The 22,099-nt window shown below is 45.4% G+C and carries 16 protein-coding genes; 12 read left to right on the top strand and 4 right to left on the bottom strand.

Features of this window, described 5'->3' with window-relative positions; genetic code table 11:
- Positions 1 to 93: 93 nt before the first annotated feature.
- Entirely contained in the window at positions 94 to 990 is an 897-nt protein-coding gene (locus QUA02_RS27845) for an HlyC/CorC family transporter associated domain-containing protein (RefSeq protein ID WP_333032657.1), read from the top strand.
- A 175-nt stretch (positions 991 to 1,165) separates the two neighbouring features.
- Here the strand turns inward: QUA02_RS27845 and QUA02_RS27840 are convergent, their stop codons facing one another.
- Positions 1,166 to 2,122: a glycosyltransferase family 2 protein gene (locus QUA02_RS27840; RefSeq protein ID WP_333032655.1), complete on the bottom strand. Its 957-nt coding sequence runs from the start codon at positions 2,120 to 2,122 to the stop codon at positions 1,166 to 1,168.
- 101 nt (positions 2,123 to 2,223) lie between these two features.
- Positions 2,224 to 3,192 carry a glycosyltransferase family 2 protein gene (locus tag QUA02_RS27835; protein ID WP_333032652.1) on the bottom strand — a complete coding sequence of 323 codons (969 nt, stop codon included), beginning with the start codon at positions 3,190 to 3,192 and terminating at the stop codon, positions 2,224 to 2,226.
- Positions 3,193 to 3,339: 147 nt separating this feature from the next.
- Between QUA02_RS27835 and cobU the strand changes: the two genes are divergently transcribed.
- From cobU to QUA02_RS27815, 4 genes are all read left to right on the top strand, one after another.
- Positions 3,340 to 3,888 (top strand): bifunctional adenosylcobinamide kinase/adenosylcobinamide-phosphate guanylyltransferase, encoded by a 549-nt coding sequence (cobU, locus tag QUA02_RS27830; protein ID WP_333032649.1) that lies wholly within the window; start codon positions 3,340 to 3,342, stop codon positions 3,886 to 3,888.
- A gap of 278 nt (positions 3,889 to 4,166) precedes the next feature.
- Positions 4,167 to 4,589 (top strand): hypothetical protein, encoded by a 423-nt coding sequence (locus QUA02_RS27825; protein WP_333032646.1) that lies wholly within the window; start codon positions 4,167 to 4,169, stop codon positions 4,587 to 4,589.
- Between the two features lie 77 nt (positions 4,590 to 4,666).
- A complete protein-coding gene (locus tag QUA02_RS27820) occupies positions 4,667 to 6,736 on the top strand; it encodes an ABC1 kinase family protein (RefSeq protein WP_333032645.1) in 2,070 nt (689 codons plus the stop codon).
- Positions 6,737 to 6,889: 153 nt separating this feature from the next.
- On the top strand, positions 6,890 to 7,528 hold the full coding sequence (locus QUA02_RS27815) for a Uma2 family endonuclease (protein WP_333032643.1): 639 nt from the start codon (positions 6,890 to 6,892) through the stop codon (positions 7,526 to 7,528).
- Positions 7,529 to 7,588: 60 nt separating this feature from the next.
- Here QUA02_RS27815 and QUA02_RS27810 read toward each other — a convergent pair whose 3' ends face one another.
- Complete coding sequence (locus QUA02_RS27810) at positions 7,589 to 8,698, bottom strand: vWA domain-containing protein (RefSeq protein ID WP_333032641.1); 1,110 nt, start codon at positions 8,696 to 8,698, stop codon at positions 7,589 to 7,591.
- A gap of 719 nt (positions 8,699 to 9,417) precedes the next feature.
- Here QUA02_RS27810 and QUA02_RS27805 point away from each other — a divergent pair.
- The 7 genes from QUA02_RS27805 to QUA02_RS27775 all read left to right on the top strand — a co-directional run bounded on the left by QUA02_RS27805 (position 9,418) and on the right by QUA02_RS27775 (position 21,706).
- The gene (locus QUA02_RS27805) at positions 9,418 to 9,615 is read left to right on the top strand and encodes a hypothetical protein (protein ID WP_333032639.1); all 198 of its coding nucleotides are present in this window, start codon (positions 9,418 to 9,420) and stop codon (positions 9,613 to 9,615) included.
- A gap of 149 nt (positions 9,616 to 9,764) precedes the next feature.
- Positions 9,765 to 10,511 carry a hypothetical protein gene (locus tag QUA02_RS27800; protein WP_333032637.1) on the top strand — a complete coding sequence of 249 codons (747 nt, stop codon included), beginning with the start codon at positions 9,765 to 9,767 and terminating at the stop codon, positions 10,509 to 10,511.
- A gap of 61 nt (positions 10,512 to 10,572) precedes the next feature.
- Positions 10,573 to 11,694 carry a DUF1822 family protein gene (locus QUA02_RS27795; protein WP_333032635.1) on the top strand — a complete coding sequence of 374 codons (1,122 nt, stop codon included), beginning with the start codon at positions 10,573 to 10,575 and terminating at the stop codon, positions 11,692 to 11,694.
- A gap of 31 nt (positions 11,695 to 11,725) precedes the next feature.
- Complete coding sequence (locus QUA02_RS27790) at positions 11,726 to 13,570, top strand: CHAT domain-containing tetratricopeptide repeat protein (protein WP_333032634.1); 1,845 nt, start codon at positions 11,726 to 11,728, stop codon at positions 13,568 to 13,570.
- Positions 13,567 to 14,673 carry a hypothetical protein gene (locus QUA02_RS27785; RefSeq protein ID WP_333032631.1) on the top strand — a complete coding sequence of 369 codons (1,107 nt, stop codon included), beginning with the start codon at positions 13,567 to 13,569 and terminating at the stop codon, positions 14,671 to 14,673. Before QUA02_RS27790 ends, QUA02_RS27785 begins: the two co-directional genes overlap by 4 nt.
- Positions 14,674 to 14,704: 31 nt before the next feature.
- Complete coding sequence (locus QUA02_RS27780) at positions 14,705 to 14,851, top strand: hypothetical protein (RefSeq protein WP_333032630.1); 147 nt, start codon at positions 14,705 to 14,707, stop codon at positions 14,849 to 14,851.
- A gap of 174 nt (positions 14,852 to 15,025) precedes the next feature.
- Positions 15,026 to 21,706, top strand: a complete 6,681-nt coding sequence (locus QUA02_RS27775; protein ID WP_333032628.1) for a CHAT domain-containing protein — start codon at positions 15,026 to 15,028, stop codon at positions 21,704 to 21,706.
- Here the strand turns inward: QUA02_RS27775 and QUA02_RS27770 are convergent.
- Positions 21,658 to 22,099: ISAzo13-like element transposase-related protein (locus QUA02_RS27770; protein WP_445305214.1), on the bottom strand; the 442-nt coding region annotated here is incomplete at its 5' end. The two genes, QUA02_RS27775 and QUA02_RS27770, sit on opposite strands and share 49 nt — an antisense overlap.

Below are 22,099 nucleotides of genomic sequence, written 5' to 3'. Positions count from 1 at the left end.
CGGATATCCGAAATCTCTGGCGGTAGACCTATCTGAATCGCCAGCTAAAATAAAATAATTCACCTAAAACATCTATCAGATTAGATATCTATCTTGAACAACCTTACTGGCCTGGAAATAGAAGTCGCTCAAACAATGCTGAGATTAGCAATGTTACTGGGCTTAACACTTTTAATCGCCTTTTTTGTGGCATCAGAACTAGCATTAGTATCAGCCGATCGCCATCAAATCCGCCAACTCGCCCAGTTGGACGATCGCCCAACCGCTAAAACCGCCGAACTCGTCCACCAAGCGCAGAACAACATACCGCATTACCTGTCTGTGACTCAAACAGGCACAACAGCAGGGAGTTTGCTGTTGGGTTGGTTGGGTGAGGGAGCGACTGTACACTGGATCGAACCGTGGATCGACAAATTGCCGATCGGACATTTTCCAGCGATGCTGACTGCGCATTCGATCGCAGTTCCCGCAGCTTTCATCTTAGTAACTTACATAGAAATAGTATTAGGAGAACTAATCCCCAAAGTATTAGCAAACCACGCCCCAGAACGCACCGCTTTGCTGTTGATGCCTGCCCTCGAAATCTGCTCGAGATTACTGTGGCCGCTGCTAGCAGTTCTCAACGGTAATGTGCGGCTGCTGACCGGTTGGATTACCAGTCAAAAGTCTCAACCGCTGCTGCCACCTTCCGAAACAACTCTCGTTCAAAAAGATGCTCATTCGGCACTGATTTCTGGTCTATGGGAAGTGACAGCAGTTAACGAAAAACTCGGGTTAAACCTGCCGACTAACCAAGCTTACCAAACAATCGCCGGATTCGTGATCCACAGTTTAGGTAAAATGCCAAATCAAGGCGATCGGCTATTGTGGGGCGAGTTGGAAATAGAAGCAGAAAATGTAATAGAAGGCAGTTTAGAAACAGTGCTGCTGCGCCAAGTAACTCGCCCCTTATTTGAGACTCAGCAGCCAGAATTCGCAGTGACTCGATAGCAAATCGGGGTTCAAATTTGATTGTAGATTCAACCGCGATCGTGCAATTGCAATGCGCCGCTACAAACCTTTCCTGCGGATAAACGACCGCTGCGGTGCAAACAGCGATCGCGTAAATATGTTTTTTTAGTTGGGATTATTAATTATATAAAAAGTATGTTTCCCTGGCAAAATATTACGGCGATTTAACTTCAGTCTCCTGACTGATAACTACTGGTGGCGACAGATGCGGCGGAGATTCTGCCACATTCAACTGACCGCCACAACAACGCAACTCGTAAAGTTTTGCATTAATTTGATACTCGTACTGACTCAATAGCCTTGCATAAATATAGCCAGCTTTTCCATCCAAAAAACCTAATTGAATGAAGTAAAATAACATAAATCTGAGCAGTGGTTTAAAAGGCAGCCGCACCCAAACTTTTTTGAGAAATCGTTTCCGCTGCACGGCATCTCCAAATAAGTTTGCACCAATAGTGCCGCTGTCGTCGCGCCCTTCAATAATATTGTAATAAACGCGAGCTTCCCAATTTGAATAGCGGTTGTGGCGTTCTATCCAGTGAAATAAATCGCGGTAATCCTCGTGGATCATGTCATTTTTTAAGTAGCCGACTTGACCGGCTAAAATGACGTGTTCGTGAACTTCGTTGTCGCCTGTATTGGGAACGGATTCAGTGCCGAGATTTTCGTAGCGGCCTTTTTGATGCTTGAACAAACGCAAATTCCAATCGGGATATCTGCCTCCGTAACGCAGCCACTGACCTAAAAAGAAGACTTTGCGGTTGAGGTAGTAGCCATCAAAATTGGGGTCTTCGATCGCCTGCGCGATTTCGTCCCAAAGTTCCGGGGTAATGCGTTCGTCGCAATCGACAATTAATACCCATTCGTTGCGAAAGGGCAGGTTGTCTAAAGACCAATTTTTCTTTTTCGGCCAGCGGTTGTTGAAGTAGAATTGCACTACTTTTGCGCCGCTGCTGATGGCAATTTCTACCGTGCGATCGCTACTTTGGGAATCAACCATGAAAACTTCATCCGCCCTGGCAATGCTCGCCAGACACGCAGGTAGATTGAGTTCTTCGTCTTTTGCCGGAATGAGAACCGAAACTGGAATCTTGGATGAACTAGAGGTCATAATCGAGTGCTTGAACCTGAATGCGGTCGAATAGTTGTGGATGAAGTGCGATCGGCACAGCCGCGCTGACAAGTTGAGCAGCGAGGGATATTGCCTCTAGCCTAATGCCTGCTGGTCGATTTCGGTGCAAAAATCAGGCCGCAGACGGCTGCACTCAAATAACCGATTTGACCCCAGGCAAAAACGAAATTTTCAAAGCGCAGCCCTGGATCTCTAATGTATTTAAAAGACTTCCAGACACCCCTCAATATTCTTTCACCCCCTCGCCCAAGCTGAGCAATACCGGCTCGATCGGACAATTGTTCCCGATAACACTCGCTGATGCCTTGCCACCACCCGCGCTCTAGAAACCAAGCTTTGTTGAGCCGTTCTGCAGCGACATTGTGAAGCACCACGGCCTCCGGTAGATAAACTACTTGCCAGCCTAACTCTAAAGCTAGTTCTGTGGCCCGCAATTCTTCATTTGACAGCAACTTTTTGCCGACTCTACCGAGTTTGACATCGAAGCCGCCAATTTGTTCGAGAAAAGCGCGCCGGATCGAGTAGTTTACACCCCTGGGAGTCAAACCCGCAGCAGTCACGTACAGGCAAGTATCGCCTAAATCATATACTCCCAAGTTCTGGGCCAATCCCGGGGACAGCCAGTTGGGTGGGGAGACTCCACAAGGCCAGAGCAAGTTGACTTTGCCGCCGGCTACTGCCAGTTTTTGATTGCTTTGATAAGCGCTGTGCAGCACCCTGAGCCAATTCGGCTCAGCAACAGCGTCGTCGTCGAGATAAGCTAATATTTCGCTGCGAGCTTGCTTAGCGCCGGTGTTCCGGGCTACTGACAGACCGATTTCGGGTTCCCAGACGTACTTGAGGCGCCGATCGCCCAATCTTGCTTCTACCACCTCGCGGGTGCGCGAAGTGGAACTTTCCGGGCTCGCATAATCGCTAGAAGCGTTATCCACTACTACTACTTCAAAGTTGTCGGGAAAATCCTGTACCAGCAAGCTGTCGATCGCCCCACCTAAATAGGCGGCGCGATTGTGGGTGCAAATAATCGCTGATATCTGAGGGCGTGACATAAATAACAGCTTGGGAAATACAGGGATTCTCGATCGACTGACTCTGATATTGTCTCATCAATGCTATTATCGCTTAAAAATCATTGCCAATCAAACAAATAACAAATAACAAATCACAAATAACCAACAACAAATCACAAATCACAAATGACTAAAATAATCTTAGTAACAGGGCCGGCCCGAAGTGGCAAAAGTGAATGGGCTGAAACTCTGGCTGCGGGTTCGGGAAAACAAGTAATTTATGTGGCTACGGGTCTGGTTGATGAAGCGGATTTGGAGTGGCTGCGCCGCCTCGAACAGCACCGAAATCGCCGTCTGGCAGATTGGGAAACTCTCGAAGTGCCGATCGACTTATCAGCAGTTGCGCGATCGGCTCAATTGTCAGAATGCTTGTTGATTGATTCCCTGGGAACTTGGACTGCAAATCTTTTAGAACAAGAAGCGCCTGTTTGGGAGCAAACGCAGCAAGATTTGATTGCTAGTTTAAAGTCAACCGCAGCCGATGTAATTTTGGTAGGAGAGGAAACCGGATGGGGAGTAGTGCCTGCTTATCCAGCCGGACGAATGTTTCGCGATCGCCTAGGCACTCTTGTCCGCCAAATCGGGGCGATCGCCGATAATGTTTATCTCGCCACCGGAGGTTACGCCTTGAATCTGAGCGATCTGGGTACGCGACTCCCGCCCTTCAAAAATTAACAGCCGAAGTCGCGATCGACAAGAGAGAAAAAATCCCGGTTTCCCGGCGGACAATCTTAGCAGAAAATCTGGTATAATCCAAACTAAGATTGAAAACTAAACAGCATATAAATTCCCCCCCCCAAAAATACTCCATCGGGCAACCAGCAGAACAATTTGACACGGGAAATAGCCAAATTTTGAAATAATGTAAAATATAAAATGTCTCTTGAGATAGAATGAAAATTTCCACGGGAAAGTCTAAAATAATCAATTAGTTGAAGGGTTGACTAAAAATTATGGCATCCGAGAGTGAAGTGAAAAAATATGTTGCTTACTGGTTTCAGTTAGGCAAAAAAGTATTAATTTGTAACGGTTCCGAAGCGCTGCTGCCCAAATCGGTAATTGCGGGCGATCGCTACAGCAGGGAATTTGAAGACTGCTGGCAAAAAATCATCTCCCCCGACAGCGGAGACTGCTATTTGCAAGGCACTGAGCAAACGATCGCCCAATTGCTGACACCAGCTTGGGATATCAGTCCCTGCGCCCGCTGCGCCATGCCCGTACCGTTCCGCGATTCTGGAATGCCCCCAGAGTTATGTCCCTGTAACGACTTGACCAACTGGCCCGATACCGAAATGCCCCAACCTCGATCGCCCGTCAGCAACCAATTGCAACTGTCAGGGATTCGCGATCGACTCAAAAGATCCAGCGGCGAGTAAGTATATAAGAAGGAAGAAGGGTCTTCTTCCTTAAATTGTTACAATATATTTACAAAGCTTCACACTAGGTCTGATTTATGAATGTCAAGACAGTATCGCCAGCCTCCCCGCAAACTTATACAAATTCAGGGACTCAAGCTGTACTAAGCAATCTCAAAGATGCAAACACAATTCCCCTGCAAGCAGTACCAGTATCATTAGAGACGGAGGCCGTAACGGACGATCGGCTCAAATCAGCCAGGGACATAGCTTTCGAGTTAGCGGGAGATGCTGTGCGCTACGATCCAGTGGCGATCGCAGCCCAGTACCGAAATCGCCCCCTGCAAGTCTGGGGACGGCTTTCGAGCGTCGTTTGGACATTTTTTAGCTTTGCCCTCAGTTTGTGGTGGGATGGCAAGAGAGGCCGCACCGCAGCCAACGAAAAGCGCCGCGCCGCCCGACTGCGGGAAATTCTGAGCCAACTCGGCCCAGCTTTCATCAAAATCGGACAAGCACTCTCAACGCGGCCCGACTTAGTACCGCCAGCATATTTAGAAGAACTAACAACGCTGCAAGACCAATTGCCAGCATTTCCTAACGAAGTAGCATATCAATTTATACAGGAAGAATTGGGCGCTCACCCCAAAGAAATCTATGCAGAAATCACCCCAGATCCGATCGCAGCAGCATCTCTCGGACAAGTCTACAAAGGCAAACTCAAAACCGGGGAAACCGTCGCAATCAAAGTCCAGCGACCGGGTTTAGCCGAAAACATCGGCTTAGATATCTACATCCTGCGACGAGTAGCAGTTTGGGCGCAAAACAACTTCAAAATAATTCGCAGCGACCTCGCAGGCATTATGGACGAATTGGGCGAGCGCATTTACGAAGAAATGGACTACACCCACGAAGGACAAAATGCCGAACGGTTTGCCGAACTATACGGCCACATCAAAGATATTTATGTTCCTAGCATCTACTGGGAATATACCCGCCGCCGGGTCTTAACAATGGAGTGGATCACCGGCGTCAAACTGACTAATTTAGAAGCAGTCAAGGCTCAAGGAATTGACGCTCCTTACTTAATTGAAGTGGGGGTGCAGTGTTCTCTCAGACAACTGCTAGAACACGGTTTCTTTCACGCAGACCCGCATCCAGGCAATCTTTTGGCAACTCCTGACGGTCAGTTGGCTTATCTCGATTTCGGGATGATGAGCGAAGTTAAACCTTATCAGCGATACGGCTTGTTGGAAGCTGTAGTGCATTTGGTGAACCGCGACTTTGAAGGTTTAGCAAAAGATTATGTCAAGTTAGAGTTTTTAACGCCCGATACCGATTTGACGCCAATTATTCCGGCCTTAGCTAGCGTATTTAACAATGCTTTGGGTGCTAGCGTTGCCGAACTCAATTTCAAAAGCATTACTGACGAACTTTCGGCGGTAATGTACGAATATCCTTTCCGAGTTCCAGCTTACTATGCTTTGATTATTCGATCGCTCGTCACCTTAGAAGGGATTGCCATTAATGTCGATCCAGAATTCAAAGTGCTCAGCAAAGCTTATCCTTACGTAGCAAAACGGCTGTTGAGCGACCCCGCACCGGAACTGAGAGCATCCCTGCAAGACTTGCTGTTCAAACAAGGCGAATTCCGCTGGAACCGCTTAGAAAACTTGCTCAACAATGCCCGCGAGAGCGACGATTACGATGTCAGCCAAATCCTGAACCAAGCATTAGAGTATTTATTTTCCGCAAGAGGAGATTTTATTCGCGATCGTATTGTCCTGGAATTAGTCAAAAGTCTCGACACACTTTCCAGCAACGCCTTTGCTAACGCCAAAGCTGTAGTCGGCGAATGGTTTGGAGTCAAGGCAAATCAACCTGTAGTTTCACAAACAGAAAAAAACAATCTAGAACACATCAAGCGAATTTGGGATATTTTGCAATCAACTCCCGGTTTTGACGGGACGAAAGTATTGCAGCTACTTCCGCAGTTGTTGGTGAAACCGGAAGTGCAGAATATGGGGCAGAAAGTAGTCGGCGGTTTAGCTCAAAGAGCAGTTGCTAGGGTTATTCGCGAGTTTTTGCTTTCCCAGGAACCGGCTATAATTTCCGAGAATGGAAGCTATTCTAAAACTTCGCCTCAGTTGTCTTTACCTGCGGCGAAGTAGTAGATACCTTCGGGTGCGTCGCTATCAACAATCTACTTGGGAAGCTCGAAAATCTCGCAGCGACGCACCCTACAACAGGCAGTTTTACCAAAAAATATCGTTATCTAGTGTTTTGCGGAGTCGATATTTCGTAGAGAAAATAGATTGACAATTATGCTATTAGAGTTAAGACAATTGAGGATTCAACCGGGTCAGCAATTACTCCTGGAGGGGGTTAGCTGGCAGCAATTGGAAGGTATCTTAGCTGAATTGGGAGAGCGTCGGACTTCCAGGCTTTCCTACAGTAACGGACGGTTAGAAATTATGGTTCCCCTACCCGAACATGAAAAAGCCAAGGAAATTATTGGCGACATGGTAAAAATTTTGTTGAGCGAACGAGGCATTAATTATGAGTCATTGGGTTCGACAACTTTGAAGAACGAACGCATGACTCAAGCCATTGAACCGGATAGCTGTTTTTACATTCAAAATCAAGCAGCGGTTATCGGTAAAAATCGCCTGGATATGAGTGTCGATCCGCCACCGGACTTAGCCATAGAAATTGACCTCACCTCTCGCACTCAGTTGGATAATTATCAGATTCTAGGAGTGCCAGAACTCTGGCGATACACACGACAAGAGCTACAGATTAATGTTTTGCAAGACGGACAATATGTAGAATCTGATTTTAGTTCCGCTTTTCCAGGTATCCCAATTATTGAGTTGGTGAATCGGTACGTCCAGCAGAGTCGAGCTTCTGGCAGCAGCCAAGCCATTCAAGCCTTTAGAAATTGGGTAAGGGAAAATCTTTAGTCTCAGAGGGGAGCAAATTAACGCAGATGGAATTTTTAAGATGCTAGGGGACTCGAAGAACTACTGAAGCTTGAATCCTTTAGCGGCTAATTGCTGGCGGAGACTTTGAATCATTACGCGATCGAGAGTATTTTCACCGCTATTGGTACTAGATTGGCGCTGTTGTTCAATATATGCTGTACGCTTTTGAGATAAGTCGCGGATCGTCTTTTTAATCGCTTCTCTTTCGGTTTTCTTTCCAGCTACATATGCTCTTTTTTGTGTTAGCGTCATCCCTCGCATGATTTCTGGTAAATTATCATCTGATATTGCCTCTAGTTTAACTGTTCCGTTTTCTAGAGCATCCAGCAAGTCCCAAGAAGCATTATCATAGTATTCAGAAGCTTTGGACGCACTACGCAAAACCGTATTGCTGCCAGCATTACTATCTTCAACTGCTTGACGTCGTTGTCCTATTCTTCCTTCTCTACCGTAGGGAATGTAGGTTTGATTGAGTTTAGTATTCCAAGTAGAAATTTCGTCGTCGTAAGGGGACTTAATTACCACAATTTGTTGGTTTTGATTAATGTTGAAGCTACTGCCTTTTGCTAAATCTGCTCCTGATGCCCAAAGTTGTCGCTCCTGACTTTCGGCTGAACCACAGTAGATTGTATTAACGAGTGTATCTCCTTTGACAGCGAGATTGACAGATTGATTCCAAACTATTGGGCCTTGATCGAATGGTTCATTACCCGCAATAAAAATCACGCGAAAATCTTCCTGATTTTTACTCCAGTTTAATTCTTGCATTGCCGAACGAATTACCCAGCCAGCATATTCTTGACCGCCGTTGGTTTTGATACTAAATAGCTTTTCGGAAACTAAATCTAATTCAGGAGTAAATCCCGTTAATAATCTGACAAAACCTTCTGAGGAAGGTAAGCTGTCATTACCATAATGGTAAAGGGCAACCTCTAAATCGGGTACTTCGCCATTTTTGGTTACTTTAGTTAAAAAATTAACAATTTGCCAAAGTTGAGTACGAGTCTGGTCAATCAATCCATCCATGCTATTACTAGAATCTAGAAGGATGGCTATCTGAATTTTGGCTTTGGCGAAAGCTGCTGTGGGAGCACACAAAATACTTAGGGTTAAAGCTGTAGTGAATAAAATTCGAGTTAGTTTCTGCATGGAATTTTTTGATTTCCTTATAGACAGGACTGACGCACTCAATGGATGTGTAGCAAGGGTTTGAGATCCTTCGCAACCAAGAGCGAATGACAGCATTACGTTTTCCCAATTATAGTCCTTATATAATAGATTTAATTACTGGTGTCAAGTAACTTGTAATAAGATTTTACCTTTGTGATTAATGCAGTCAGTCCTGGACGCAAAAACCCGGTTGAGCCGAAAAATCGGGAATTTATTAGAGATATATTGACGTAAAAACCAGGTTTTTGGCTCGGTGTGCGTCCAGGACTGACTTAAATAAAAATATCCACCAACAAAAACCCGGTTTATTGAAGAAACCGGGTTTTTATGTATTGGATAGATGTCAACTTATCTACGATTAATTAGGGCTAAGAATGACAATCCTCTCCTTATAGCTTCGCTCGCGCGTACTTCGCAAATTCCCTTCTGTATATTTATCAGGGTGAACTCGGTGGTTTTATGCAAAACTCTACGAATTTTTTGGTAAAGTTTTGTAAAGACTGGTGAAAGTACGAAGGGGTGTTTTCGGGATTTAAGGGCGATCGAATAACGCGCTTCCCCACCTTCCGGCAGGGGTTGAAACCCCTGCCGGACTGCGGCAAGAGCGCGATCGATCTGGTTGTTAACACCAAAGATCGATCGCCCCTCAAGCCTTTTTGTTCTTCCTATTTACTTATCGGGGTGATCTCAGTAGTTTTATGCAAAACTCTCAAGTTTTTTTGGTCGAGTTTGGCAAACACTGCGTGCAAGTACGGAACAACGGGTGTTTTCGGGATTTAAGGGCGATCGGTGTTACTCACGGCTGGCCAGAAACCGGGTTTTTTCGGAGAATACTCGTCACACACCGCAAAAACGGCAAAAACCCGGTTTCTTTGGTTTTGATGCGTAGGTTTTAACAAAAATTCACATTTAATTTCACAGCCAAATCCAGCGCACAGCAAGACTTTCAACCATCCCGTCCAAAAAACTTTCAGAATTTTGCATAAAACTCCTCAACTCATCCTGATAAGTAAATGTAGGAAAAAAGTTGCGGCCGCACTGAACTATGAATGATGAGTACATCCCCTCCGAGGGGGAAGACCACCCATCCGATCGCGAAACCGATCCTGTTAAGGGGGAGGGAGAATCGAAATTATCCGATCGACAACTTTTATATCAAGAATTCGACAGTCTTGTCACCCAAATTTGCCAGGAACCCTCGAACCCTTGGAAGCGAAGACGTTTGGTGAATCAGCTTGTGATTAAAATGACAAACTCCGGTCTGATCTGGAAGGATAACGTACCTTACTATGAAGATGCTTTGCAAGAACAGTGGGAGTTTTTCTCTAGCAATTTGTGGGAATCCCGCACTGGCACTCAGTACGATCGCGATCGCGGCAGTGTGATGAATTGGTTCAATTATTATTTCAAGCGACGGCTGCAAAATTGGGTTCTGAGGATTGATAGAGAAAATAGCAGGAGATGTAGAGGTCACAAAAAATTCAAAGATGGAGAACAGATTGAAACAATCGAAGATTTACCCGCTGAGGATGAAAGTCACATAGTCAAATCTCTTCAATACTTTGAAGAAGTTCAAAGCTGGATCGAGACTAATCAAAATGGGGTGTTAAGCGAGCACATTCGAGGGCGGAAGGATCTAACTTGTCAAGTTATATTGAGAAGTTTGTTATCTGGTAAAACTTTTACGACAATAGCAGCAGAGTTTGCCTGTCCTTATCCTACAATCTACGGCTTCTACAAAAATAAATGTCGTCCTCATATGCAACAATTTCGCGAAAATCATGACTATTAATCATACAAGGAGTTAAAGTAGGGAAATGAATAATACTACTAGCAGAAACCAATCATTGCCAATGCCAATTACCAAAAAAGCAATTCGTCTAGCATGGCAATTTGCTTCGGAACACAACAATCCACAAAAAGTCGAACAGATTTATATCAACACTTTGGCAGTGTTGGCAGTTTGCGATTATTTAAAAATTTTAGATATTGAAACTGATTTAACTCAATGCGATAGCTGGAATCCCGTAATTCGCCTTTTGGAAAATGTGGCAGATTTATATATTAAAGGGTTGGGAAAAATTGAGTGTCGCCCAATTAGGAGCGCACAGCACCAGGGAGAAAACAGCCATGAAAATTCTTCTAAAAATTTACCTGAAATGTGTCCTGTTCCGCTAGAAGCTAGGCAAGAACGTATCGGTTATATTGTAGTAGAAATTGATGAGGATGAAAAGGAAGCAAGATTGCTGGGATTTTCTCCGACTGGGGATACGGGCGAATTAGTATTGAGGGATTTACATTCCCTGGATGACTTCTTGATTTACCTCGAACATTTATCTGAATCTCAAGTCAATCTGCGTCAGTGGCTGGAGAATATATTTACATCGGATTGGCAGTCTTTGGAATCGATATTCGATCCGCAGCCGGAGACTGAACCTACTGAAATTGAAAGTCCGGTCAAATCTAATTTAGGCAATTGGTTGAAGAATGTTGCAGAAACAGGTTGGCAGAAAATTGAGCAAGGTAAAGAAAGTTTAGAAAACCTAATTTTTCCTAACGATAACCCCAATTTTGCATTCCGAGGCGGTAGAAATTTGAGGGAAGAATCAGCCTTGCGGGGGCGTGAAAGCAGCATCAATAGCTTTCCCGAAGCTGATGTCACGCGGGCCAAGTTGATTGACTTGGGAATGCGTTTGGGAAGGACGAGTGTTGCTTTGTTGGTGGCGATCGCCGAAGAGGACGATCGCACTTTCAGAGTTCACGTCCAACTGCATCCGGCGATCGGGGAACGTTACCTGCCAAGGAATATTAAACTTTCCTTAATCTCCGACATCGGAGAAAATTTACACGAGGTAATATCAACGGTTCAGAACTTGTGCATTTTGCTGAACGACTTTCACGTAGAGCCAGACGAGAGCTTTAGTATCCGAGTAGCTTTAGATGATTTAAGCGTAACTGAAAAATTTGTGGTATGATAATTCAATTCACTTTACTGGCATCCAATTTATGAGCTGGACTGTCATCTTAGCCTTGGGGTTTGGGAGTCTAACAGGCGGGTTTCCTCTGGTGACAGCGCAGTTGAAAAAACAAGGAAAAACTGTCTATCAATTTCGTGGAAGCTTGCCACCAGCCCCCGAAGTTGAGGAGATGCAAAGAAGGTGGACAAGTATTTGCGGTGGAGTCAAATCTAGCAGAAGCAGTTCTCGAATTAAAATTAAGCCCGCAGGCAAAACAAATATTTCTGAAGACAACCCTGATGCTGTATGTCAAGGTTTGAAAACAGAGATGAACAAGTGGCTGGAGTCTGATGATTTCTTCAAAAAAATTGAGGTAAAACTCAGAACGGAAATTAAAGATCGATCGGAATTTGTGGAAATATTCCTAGAGTGCGATAACTCTAAGATTTGGCAGTTGCCTTGGGATGTGTGGAAATTTCGCGAAATCTACTACAATTCCGAAATAATTCTAAGTTCCTCAGAGTATGGAACAGTTAGCCAACAAGCAACCGCAGCAGGAATGCCTCTACATTCGCAGGGACGAATTTTAGGTGTTTCAGGCAACAGCAAGGGAATTGATGTTGAAAAAGATACCAAAGAAATTGAAAAATACTTAGGCGAGCGCTGCGAATTAAAATTTATTAAAGAACCGACAATTCAAGAATTACATGACCAGTTGTTTGATGAAAAAGGCTGGCAAGTTTTCTTTTATGCCGGGCACAGCGACTGCGACGATAATGCCGCCAACGGACTGCTGTATATTAATGAAAATCATAGCGTTACATTAGAGCCTTTAAAAGGAGGCATGAAGCAAGCAATTTTTAAAGGTTTGCAGTTACTAATTTTTAATTCATGTTCGAGCCTGGGAATAGCAACAGATTTAGTCGCTGAGGGCATCCCTTTGCCGTCAGTAATTGTGATGCGTGCGCCGCTACCCGATGCCATCGCTCACGAATTTGTGAAGTCTCTGTTTAGATATTTGGCTCTCGGAGAACTTTTGTTTTTGGCCGTGCGAAAAGCTAAGGATGATTTGCTGCGCTGGGAACCTCAATTTCCGGGCGCGAGCGCCATACCGGTGCTGTGCCAGCATCCCACATTTGAGGGATTAAAATTTCTAGAGTTGGGGTGCGATCGCCCTGTGGTTCCTGCAAGAGATGTTGCGGGCGATCGCCTAAATAACGATATCTCTATTTTTATATCTAACTTGATGCGCCGCTTCGGAATCGGTTTAGCTACTACCGCTAGCAGTTATATGTTAATGGGCCCGATACTTGCCCCAGTTGCGAATCAAATTGGCCTAAAAAACCACCGTCAGAATAAACCCCTAATCGCTAAATCATACTACAGCTTAGCAACTTTAATCAACCTAAATTACGCGCAACCTTACTATAATTTATCTATATTGTGCGACCAATTGAACGATCGTGAATGTGCGTCTAACGCCATGCAAAACGCAGTGTGGCGCGGACTTCCTGATGCTTACGCTCAAAGATCGCGATCGCTCTTGCTCGATAATAAACATGAAGAAGCTTTAAAAGCGATCGCCCTTTGTTTGGCAAACACTCAACACGACGGAGTAAAATCTGCTTGCTTAAAAAATCGCGGTTGGGTGCGGTTGAAACAAAAGCAATATGACGCTGCGGAAACTGATTTCAAAACAGCAATAAAATTTCAAGATAACAGCGCGGAAGCTCACTGCCTTTTAGCAGGGGTTCTCGAAACAAAAGGACAGCCACAGTCAGCATTAGAACACTGGCAAAAAACTATTAAATATTCTAATTCCAGCATACCAGAACAAGATCGATGTATCCAAATTGCCCAGCAACGTTTAGAAAAAAAAGGAAATATCAAATGAAAATCAGGATTGCAGTTTTTATAGGTTTAAGTTCGATCGCAACTACTGCACTAGCAGCCAGTAACAGAATATCCAACGGACAGATTATCCATAGTAGCGGGGAAGTTGCGATCGAGCGCCAAAACGGTCGAATTGTCCGCCCTACAAGCGGTACGCCGATTTATCCGGGAGACAAATTGCGAACATCACAAAACGGACGAGTTATGCTGCAATGTGCTGATTTGGGAATAAAGTCGATCGCATCAGGTGAAAATCAATTGAATAGCTGTTTGTTAGCCAAGGAAAAGTCGAAATCTGATTGCAGCGCCGACTTGATTAAATGTCCCGATCGCGGCGATGATAAAATTACCTGGAATAGCGCGCCAATTCCTTATATAATCAGTCCGCGCCGCACGAAATTGCTGAACAATAAGCCTATTTTGCGATGGAATCCGGTTGTTGGTGCGACTAGCTATAAATTGAGCCTGCGCGAAAACGGAGCAAAATTAAACTGGGAAATGACTGTTAGCGGTACAGAGGCTGTCTATCCGGGGGAACCCGCGCTGAAACCGGGTGCTAGCTACAAGTTGATTGTCGAGGCAAATACGGGTGCTTCTTCCGAAAGCGCTGTTGGAGAGGGGGATATCGAGTTTAGGTTGCTGGATGAGGGTGAGGTGGAAAGGGTGAAAAGTGAGGTTGGGGCGATCGACAAACAAGTACCGAACGAAAACGCCAAAAAATTAGCAATTTCTACCGTTTATGTTAACACAGACTCGATCGCAGAAGCAATAGAAGTTTTAGAAACTTTACAAAAAACAGGAGTGGAAACACCGCCAATTTATCGGAGTTTGGGCGACTTGTATCTGGAGAGACTGCAACTTGTTCCGCAGGCTGAAGTCAACTATTCAAAGGTAATTAATGCAGCGAAACCTGACGACATCGAGGAGCTGACAGCGGCCCGATACGGGTTGGGACAAGTTCATTCAGCCATGAGAAATAATCTGGAAGCTATGCGTTATTTGCGAATGGCAAAAGATGGATTTCAAAGTTTGGGAGATTTGCCAATGGTGGAAAAGGTAGAGAAGCAATTGCGGGATTTGCAAAGGAGGGAGGAGAGGAAATAGTAACGGGCTGTGACGTTAATTCCGGCAGGGAATGAATTCCCTGCCTCAAAGCAACGGAGGACACGGCAATGCCGTTTCCCTACCCCAAAATAATCATGAGTACGATCTGAGAGATGTCACCATCACCCGATTAATTGTAGGGAAACGGTACTGCCGTGTCCTGGCTAAAATGAACTAACAGCCAACTTTAAACAGATTAATTGTAGGGAAACGGCACTGCCGTGTCCCAGCTAAAATCAACTAACAGCCAACTTTAACCAGATTAATTGTAGGGAAACGGCACTGCCGTGTCTTAGCTAAAATCAACTTCGCAATTATCAGAGTGTACTAAATATCATCTACTAAAAAAAACATGAAATTAACTGAAAAAAAAACCCGCTTTTTCCTCACCTTTCTCTCATTTACCGCTTTAACAATGTGGGAAATAGGAATTTTTCCCCCATCCCAAACAGCCACAGCGCAAATCACCCCCGCAACCGACGGCACTAATACTCAAATTACTCCCAGCGGCGACAAATTCAACATCAACGGCGGCCAACAATCCGGTGACGGTGCAAATCTCTTTCACAGTTTCCAGCAATTTGGTTTAACTCAAGGGCAAACTGCTAATTTTATATCAAATCCCAATATTCGGAATATTTTAGGGCGAGTTGTCGGCGGCGATGCTTCGTTGATTAACGGCTTAATTCAAATAACTGGCGGCAATTCCAACTTATTTTTAATGAATCCGGCGGGGATTGTTTTCGGTGCAAATTCTAGTTTGAACGTGCCTGCTGCTTTCACTGCTACTACTGCGACGGGCATCGGTTTTGGCAATAACTGGTTTAGTGTGGCTGGTACTAATAATTATACTCAATTAGTTGGAAATCCTAATAGTTTTGCTTTCACAAATACACAGCCGGGAGGAATTGTCAATTTAGGCAACTTGGCAGTGGGACAAGGGCAAAATTTAACTTTATTGGGCGGCACTGTTTTGAGTACGGGACAACTTTCTGCACCGGGAGGAAATATTATTGTTGCGGCGGTTCCCGGCGAGAGTTTAGTCAGAATTAGTCAACCGGGAAATCTGTTGAGTTTGGAGATTCAGCCGCAATCTGTAGCCGGGAGTTTGCCTCAAAATTGGGTGTTGCCAGTTGCATCTTTGCCGCAGTTGTTGGCGGGTGGCGGGGGAAGTGCAACGGGGGTGACAGTCAACGCTGGAGGGCAAGTAGAATTGACGGGTGGTTTGCAGGTAGAGAATGGAGATGTCGCTGCTAAAGGAGTAACTGCGGAGACTGCAACGCTGTCAGCTAATCGCAATTTTACATTAGTTGAAAGTCAGTTGCGTACAACTGGCGATTTGAATTTGCTGGCTGACGATACTGTGCGGGTGCGCGATAGTGTGGCGAATCCGTTTGTGGCAAATGCTGGCGGAAATCTTTACATTCAGGGAAATCAAAGTATCGATATTTTGGCGCTGAATCATCTTTCGCAAACGCCTTTTGTCAGCGGTGGAAATCTGACTTTAGTGAGTGATGGCATCATATCTACAGATGCTCATTTTCGCAGTGGCAATAATATGTCAATTCTCGATCGTTCGGGCAAACCTGCTAATTTTACCAGTTTGTACGATCCAATTATGCAGCCTAATGACTATACCTCTGGGGGATATACAGGGGCTTCCCTCAAGGTAGATACGACTTCGGGTACGGGAAATATTACTTTTACTGGAGATATCATAATTACGAGTCCAGATGCAACTTTGGCTGGTGCTACTACGGGTGATGAATTTATCTTGGGAAGTTCGCGATCGGTAATTTTGCGATCGGGCGGCAACATTCAAACAGGAAACATTGACACGTATCCCGATCCGAATATTTTTATAAGAATTGGTCAAACTGGCCCTATAACTTTGCAAGCGGCAGGCAACATTCAAGCAGGAAAAATTAAAACAGACAATTTTGGGGGCGATGCTCGTTCTATATCTTTGACTGCTGGGGGCAACATTTCTACAGAATCTCTTTCTGCTATAGCTACAGATGTTAATGGCAATGGCGGTGATATTACTGTGACGGCAGGTGGCAGCTTTACTCTTACAGGAAATATAGCTTCTTTCTCATTAAGTGGAGCGGGTGACATTACTCTCAAAGCAAAAGGCGATATCTCTCTCAACTGTTCTAATGGCTCTGTTTGCATAGAGAGTTTTGCTGGGGGGAGGCCTAACTACACACCTACTGGAAATAGCGGTAACGTTACTATAATCAGCGAACAGGGATCTATTATTTTTCCTCCAAATGGATTACAGATCAGCGCTGGAAATGGCCCTTCCCCCGGCATTCCTGGTTCTGTAACGTTACAGGCAAGGGGTGACATTACTTTAGGTCAGATATCTACCTTCAGTGAAGACCCTTCAAAATCTGATGGTGCAAATATCAATATTAGAAGCGTAAATGGCAAGATCCAGCTTGGTGAAACCAATAATTCTTCAGACCACGGTAAGGGTGGCAATATTACTATCTCTACCAGTGGAAATATTATAACAGGTAACGTATTAAACTATGGTAAATTGCAAGGCGGAATTGTTAATCTAACTAGCACTAATGGCAGCATCACTACAGGGAAATTAAATGCAAGCAGCTCTCAGGATTCAGGAAATGATACAATTTTTAGACCTGAAAATGGTGGCTCAATTACTTTAAATGCCGATCGCAATATTACGACTGGCAATCTCACTGTAACAGCGAATCAAAACGGCGGCCCGATCGCACTTACGAGCACTGCCGGTTCCATAAATACCGGAACGATCGATGTCACGGGCGATCGCGCTGCTGGAAATATTACCATTCAAGCCAGCACAGGCATCACAACACCGACAACAGGAACCGCGATCGCAGGTGATTCTGCTAAGGGAAATGGCAGCAATGTTACTTTATCTACTGCCAGCGGTGACATTAATATAGGTGGCGTGTCAGTATCTGGAATACAGGGTGGGAATCTTAACTTTACTAACAGCAACGGCAATATTACTACAGGTCAGCTATTGACAAGTTATGACGGTTCATCTCCCGATCTTAAAACTAATAGAGGCGGCAATGTTAATCTAAATGCTGGGGGAAATATTACTACCAGCGACATCCGGGCGATCGGCAATCAAGACGGCGGCTCAATCACGTTTAAAAGCGGCGGGGCGATCGACACTACCGCCGGAATCATAAATGCGATCGGCGGTAACAGCGGCGGCAATATTTCCCTCGAAGCAGCAACCAACATCAGTACGGCAGGAATTGGTAGCGCCCTATTATTAAGCGGCTTCAATGCCAATAGCGGCAATCTTCGCATTCAAAGCGGCGGTAATATCGACACAACTGCCGGCCCAATTATTACCGCTGCGGCAAATGGTAAAGGCGGAGATATCACCATAAATGCTCAAGGAACAGTTTCGACATCGGATATTAATTCCCGCACTTTCGCTCCCAGTATTACTGTGACTGGCGGCAATATTGATGTCCAGGCAAAGGACAGTATTACTGCCAGTGGCAATATCGAAACTAACCGCAATAACATTACTTTTAACGCTCCGGTAACATTAGGTAACAACCTGTCGGTCAAAATTTTAGAGACTGGCGATATTACTTTTAAGTCTACTGTTGACGGGGCTTACAGTCTGACTGTTAAACCCGATGCCGGAAGTGTTGATTTTGGCAATGCTGTTGGCAGTGTTACTGCCCTCAACAGCATCAATATTGAAGATGATATCACCAAAAATTCCGGTGCAATTAACATTTTTACTGCGAATAATATTACCGCTCAAAAAATTACCTCACCCGCCGGAATTTCTTTGTATAGTGAGAACGGAGAAATCACCACAGGTGATCTCGATGCGACTTCTCCTAACAATGGTGGCAATATCGATCTGAATGCTGGAACTAATATTACTGCGGGCGATATCAATACCTCGTCTGCTGGTAATGGCGGCAGTATCTTGCTCGACGCTACCGGAAGTATTACTGTTGGTAAAATTGACTCTTCGGCGCAGGGGAATGCAGGGAATGTCACGGCTTATAACCGCAGTGCTGCGGGCGATATTACTGCGAGTCTAATTAACGCTCAAAGTAGTCTCGGCAAGGGTACGGGAGGCAATGTCGAGATTCAGATGGGAAGGTTTTTTCGATCGCTCAATTCTTTCACAGACAGCAACGGCATCAATGCTAGCATTTCTACCGCTGGAAATCCTGGAGATAGCAGCGGCGGTACTATAATTATCCGCCACGGAGGCGCAGGATTAACGCCGTTTATTGTCGGTGATTCTGCCACAAATGGAACGGCGGGTGCAATTACTAGGGGAAATTCTAATCCTATTCAAACAATTTTGCGGGATAACTCCTATCGTTATACTTACGGACAGGATGTCGATCGCATTCGAATTATCTCCGTACCGCAGCCAATAGTTGCACCCACAGCCGCAGCTACTCCCACGCCCGCACCCACAGCCGCAGCTACTCCCACGCCCGCACCCACAGCCGCAGCTACTCCAACGCCCGCACCCACAGCCGCAGCTACTCCCACGCCCGCACCCACAGCCGCAGCTACTCCAGCGCCCGCACCCACAGCCGCAGCTACTCCAACGCCTTCCCCAACACCGACTCCAGCGCCCGCAGGCACGCCCTCACCGCAACTCCCACTGCGTTTACCCGTCGCACCTTCGGCAACTCCCGAAAGCTCGATCGCACCTTCGGCAACTCCCGAAAGCTCGATCGCACCAACGCCAATTCTCGAAACTTCGATCGCACCTTCGGCAACACCCGATCCGATACCTGATTTTGCGATCGACTTCCAACTACCTCAATTGCCCGATTCATTCCTACTGCCACCCCGCGCGCGCCCCACACAGCCCTCGACGCCCACAACGCCAAACGCTTCTGCCCGCATAGCTTCTACACCTACCCTTCCCTCGGTTTCCCAAATCCTCTCCTCCCTCGCCACTCAACCTGCGATCGCCACTCAACCTTCGATCGCGCAAACTCCAGCCCCCGCAGCCCCTCTTGCCTCTGTAAACCAGCCTGTAGCTCAGATTCAGCCAGCACCTGCAAGTGCGATCGTACCCGCGCCTGCAAGTGCGATCGTACCCGCGCCTGCAAGCTCGATCGTACCCGCGCCTGCAAGCTCGATCGTACCCGCGCCCGCTGTCAGCCAAAGCCAAAATCCCCAACAGGAGTTAGCTTTTTTAATTGGCGATTTATTGGGAGCTAAAACTTCTTTCGAGCTAAATCCTGAAACGGGAAATACCAGAGTTGGTTTCCAACTCGACAATAATCGACAAATATCGATCGACATACCGCCCGTTGAAACACCCAATCTTACCTTTATCCCAGCTTCAGAAAACCCTCCAGAAAACCCCCCGCAGCTTGGCGCTTCTGGCACCGAACAACCCGACGGATACATAGTCTTAAATCCCGCTCCCGCCGAGACAGCTACTCCAGAACAATCTGCTGAAAACCCTACTAATTGGTTGGCAAATATTCCCCAAATCTCTCTGCCCCCAATAGAATCACCCCCCGTTAATCCAGTACCAGCGCCAACACCAGCACCAACTCCAGCGCCAGTACCAACACCAACACCAGCCCCCGCACCAGCGCCAATTCCCGCACCAACTCCCACTCCCCCTCCGACAGCGGAAAGTGTTAATATTCCAGATATTCCGAACGTGATTCCTTTAGAAATTAGCAGGTCGATCGTAGAAAAAACTTTAGACCAAGGCAATGCTAATGATGCTGTTGCTCTCATTGACCAACTGTTTGAACAAGATTACGAAAAATATTATGGGGAAAATTTTACTGATAAAAAAGTTAACTTTCAATATTTGAGAGAAACTCTTAAAACAATTAAGGAGGAAACCGGGAAGCAAGCTGTAATTGTTTACGCGATCGTCCGTTTCCAAGAATTATCCCTAGTGTTAGTAGTTCCCGACGGCCCTCCGATTCTCAGAAATATTCCTGTCACCAGCGCAGTTTTGCTGGAAAAAGTGGCAGAGTTTCATCGTTCTTTAGCTGAAGCAAATGATTCTGAAAATGAAGAATATTTGCCAATAGCTCAGCAACTTTACCAGTGGCTAATTGCGCCGATTAGTTCAAATTTAGAAGCATTAAATATCGACACGCTCGTGTTTTCCTTCGATGCCGGTTTGCGCCAAATGCCGCTAGCAGCTTTGCACGACGGCAAGCAATTTCTAGTAGAAAAGTACAGCCTCGGCTCAATTCCTAGTGTCAGCTTGACTAACACAAAGTATCAAAGTTTGCAAAACGCTCAAGTTTTAGCGATGGGTGCTTCCAAATTTCCCCACACTGATAAAGAACCTTTGCCTGCAGTGCCGATCGAATTATCTGCGATCGCCGGTACCAGAAGCGACACTAAAAATCAAGCGGGATTTAGCAGAAATGAAAGTTTTCTCAATCCTGCTGCCGAATTCCCCTTGTGGCGGGGCCGCTCTTTTCTCAACGAAAACTTTACCCTAGAAAATCTCAGCAAACAGCGGCAGCAAGAGGCTTTTGATATTGTTCACTTTGCTACTCACGCCAGCTTTCCTCAAAATCAAAATGGACGAAAAGAAGCTGAAATTGATTTGTGGAATCGCTCTTTGTCCCTGGATGAATTTAGGTTGGCGAAGTGGTACGATCGCCGACAAGTCGAGTTATTGGTGCTGAGTGCTTGCGAAACTGCGATCGGCGACAATACAGCAGAAATGGGATTTGCTGGATTAGCCGTCCGCAGCGGTGTAAAATCAGCTCTAGCGAGTTTGTGGAAAGTTAACGATACCGGCACGTTGGGACTGATGACCGAATTTTACCGCCATTTGCGATCGGCCCCAATTAAAGCTGAAGCGCTCAGAAAAGCGCAACTGGCAATGCTGCACAAACAAATTGTAGTTAAAAACGGTCAATTGCAGGGAACTGAAAGGGCGATCGACCTTCCTGGGAATTTAAAAAACTTACCCAACTCAGATTTATCTCACCCACATTTTTGGGCTGGATTTACAATAATCGGCAGTCCTTGGTAAGCGAGTACCTGTAGATACTGTTTTAACTCATGAGGTAAGACTTTTATTCCTTTCTCGTAAGTTGTCTCAACTAAGTGTACAATGGGCTTAATTCCTTTCCATGTCATGTTGGATGCCCAGTTTATAGCAGTTTCAATTGAATTTAAAATAGCACCATTCCAATAGTGTTCAAGTGCTGCTGGGCAGCGTTCAATTGGATTATATTTACTATGATAAGGCGGATAGTAAATTAGTCGAATTTTTAAACTAATTGTCTGAGATAACTCCACGATCCGCTTGATGAATTGTGTACGATCATTTCTGATTGCCAGACCACTATCAAGGTTAATCACTAATTCTTCAAGTTCGGTATAATCAGATTGGTTGTTATGCCACCATTCTGTGAGACAATCG

This window comes from Microcoleus pseudofavosus SVA1_A4 (genome assembly GCF_036700565.1).
Classification (GTDB): Bacteria; Cyanobacteriota; Cyanobacteriia; order Cyanobacteriales; family Microcoleaceae; genus Microcoleus.
Note: the sequence above shows the minus strand (reverse complement) of the source record. Positions and strands in the feature narration are given on the sequence as shown.

Excerpts from the sequence above, each read along its gene's own strand:
- QUA02_RS27840 (WP_333032655.1), bottom strand. The coding sequence starts at position 2,122 with ATGACCTCTAGTTCATCCAAGATTCCAGTTTCGGTTCTCATTCCGGCA.
- QUA02_RS27835 (WP_333032652.1), bottom strand. The coding sequence starts at position 3,192 with ATGTCACGCCCTCAGATATCAGCGATTATTTGCACCCACAATCGCGCC.
- cobU (WP_333032649.1), top strand. The coding sequence starts at position 3,340 with ATGACTAAAATAATCTTAGTAACAGGGCCGGCCCGAAGTGGCAAAAGT.
- QUA02_RS27825 (WP_333032646.1), top strand. The coding sequence starts at position 4,167 with ATGGCATCCGAGAGTGAAGTGAAAAAATATGTTGCTTACTGGTTTCAG.
- QUA02_RS27820 (WP_333032645.1), top strand. The coding sequence starts at position 4,667 with ATGAATGTCAAGACAGTATCGCCAGCCTCCCCGCAAACTTATACAAAT.
- QUA02_RS27815 (WP_333032643.1), top strand. The coding sequence starts at position 6,890 with ATGCTATTAGAGTTAAGACAATTGAGGATTCAACCGGGTCAGCAATTA.
- QUA02_RS27810 (WP_333032641.1), bottom strand. The coding sequence starts at position 8,698 with ATGCAGAAACTAACTCGAATTTTATTCACTACAGCTTTAACCCTAAGT.
- QUA02_RS27805 (WP_333032639.1), top strand. The coding sequence starts at position 9,418 with ATGCAAAACTCTCAAGTTTTTTTGGTCGAGTTTGGCAAACACTGCGTG.
- QUA02_RS27800 (WP_333032637.1), top strand. The coding sequence starts at position 9,765 with ATGAATGATGAGTACATCCCCTCCGAGGGGGAAGACCACCCATCCGAT.
- QUA02_RS27795 (WP_333032635.1), top strand. The coding sequence starts at position 10,573 with ATGCCAATTACCAAAAAAGCAATTCGTCTAGCATGGCAATTTGCTTCG.
- QUA02_RS27790 (WP_333032634.1), top strand. The coding sequence starts at position 11,726 with ATGAGCTGGACTGTCATCTTAGCCTTGGGGTTTGGGAGTCTAACAGGC.
- QUA02_RS27785 (WP_333032631.1), top strand. The coding sequence starts at position 13,567 with ATGAAAATCAGGATTGCAGTTTTTATAGGTTTAAGTTCGATCGCAACT.
- QUA02_RS27780 (WP_333032630.1), top strand. The coding sequence starts at position 14,705 with ATGAATTCCCTGCCTCAAAGCAACGGAGGACACGGCAATGCCGTTTCC.
- QUA02_RS27775 (WP_333032628.1), top strand. The coding sequence starts at position 15,026 with ATGAAATTAACTGAAAAAAAAACCCGCTTTTTCCTCACCTTTCTCTCA.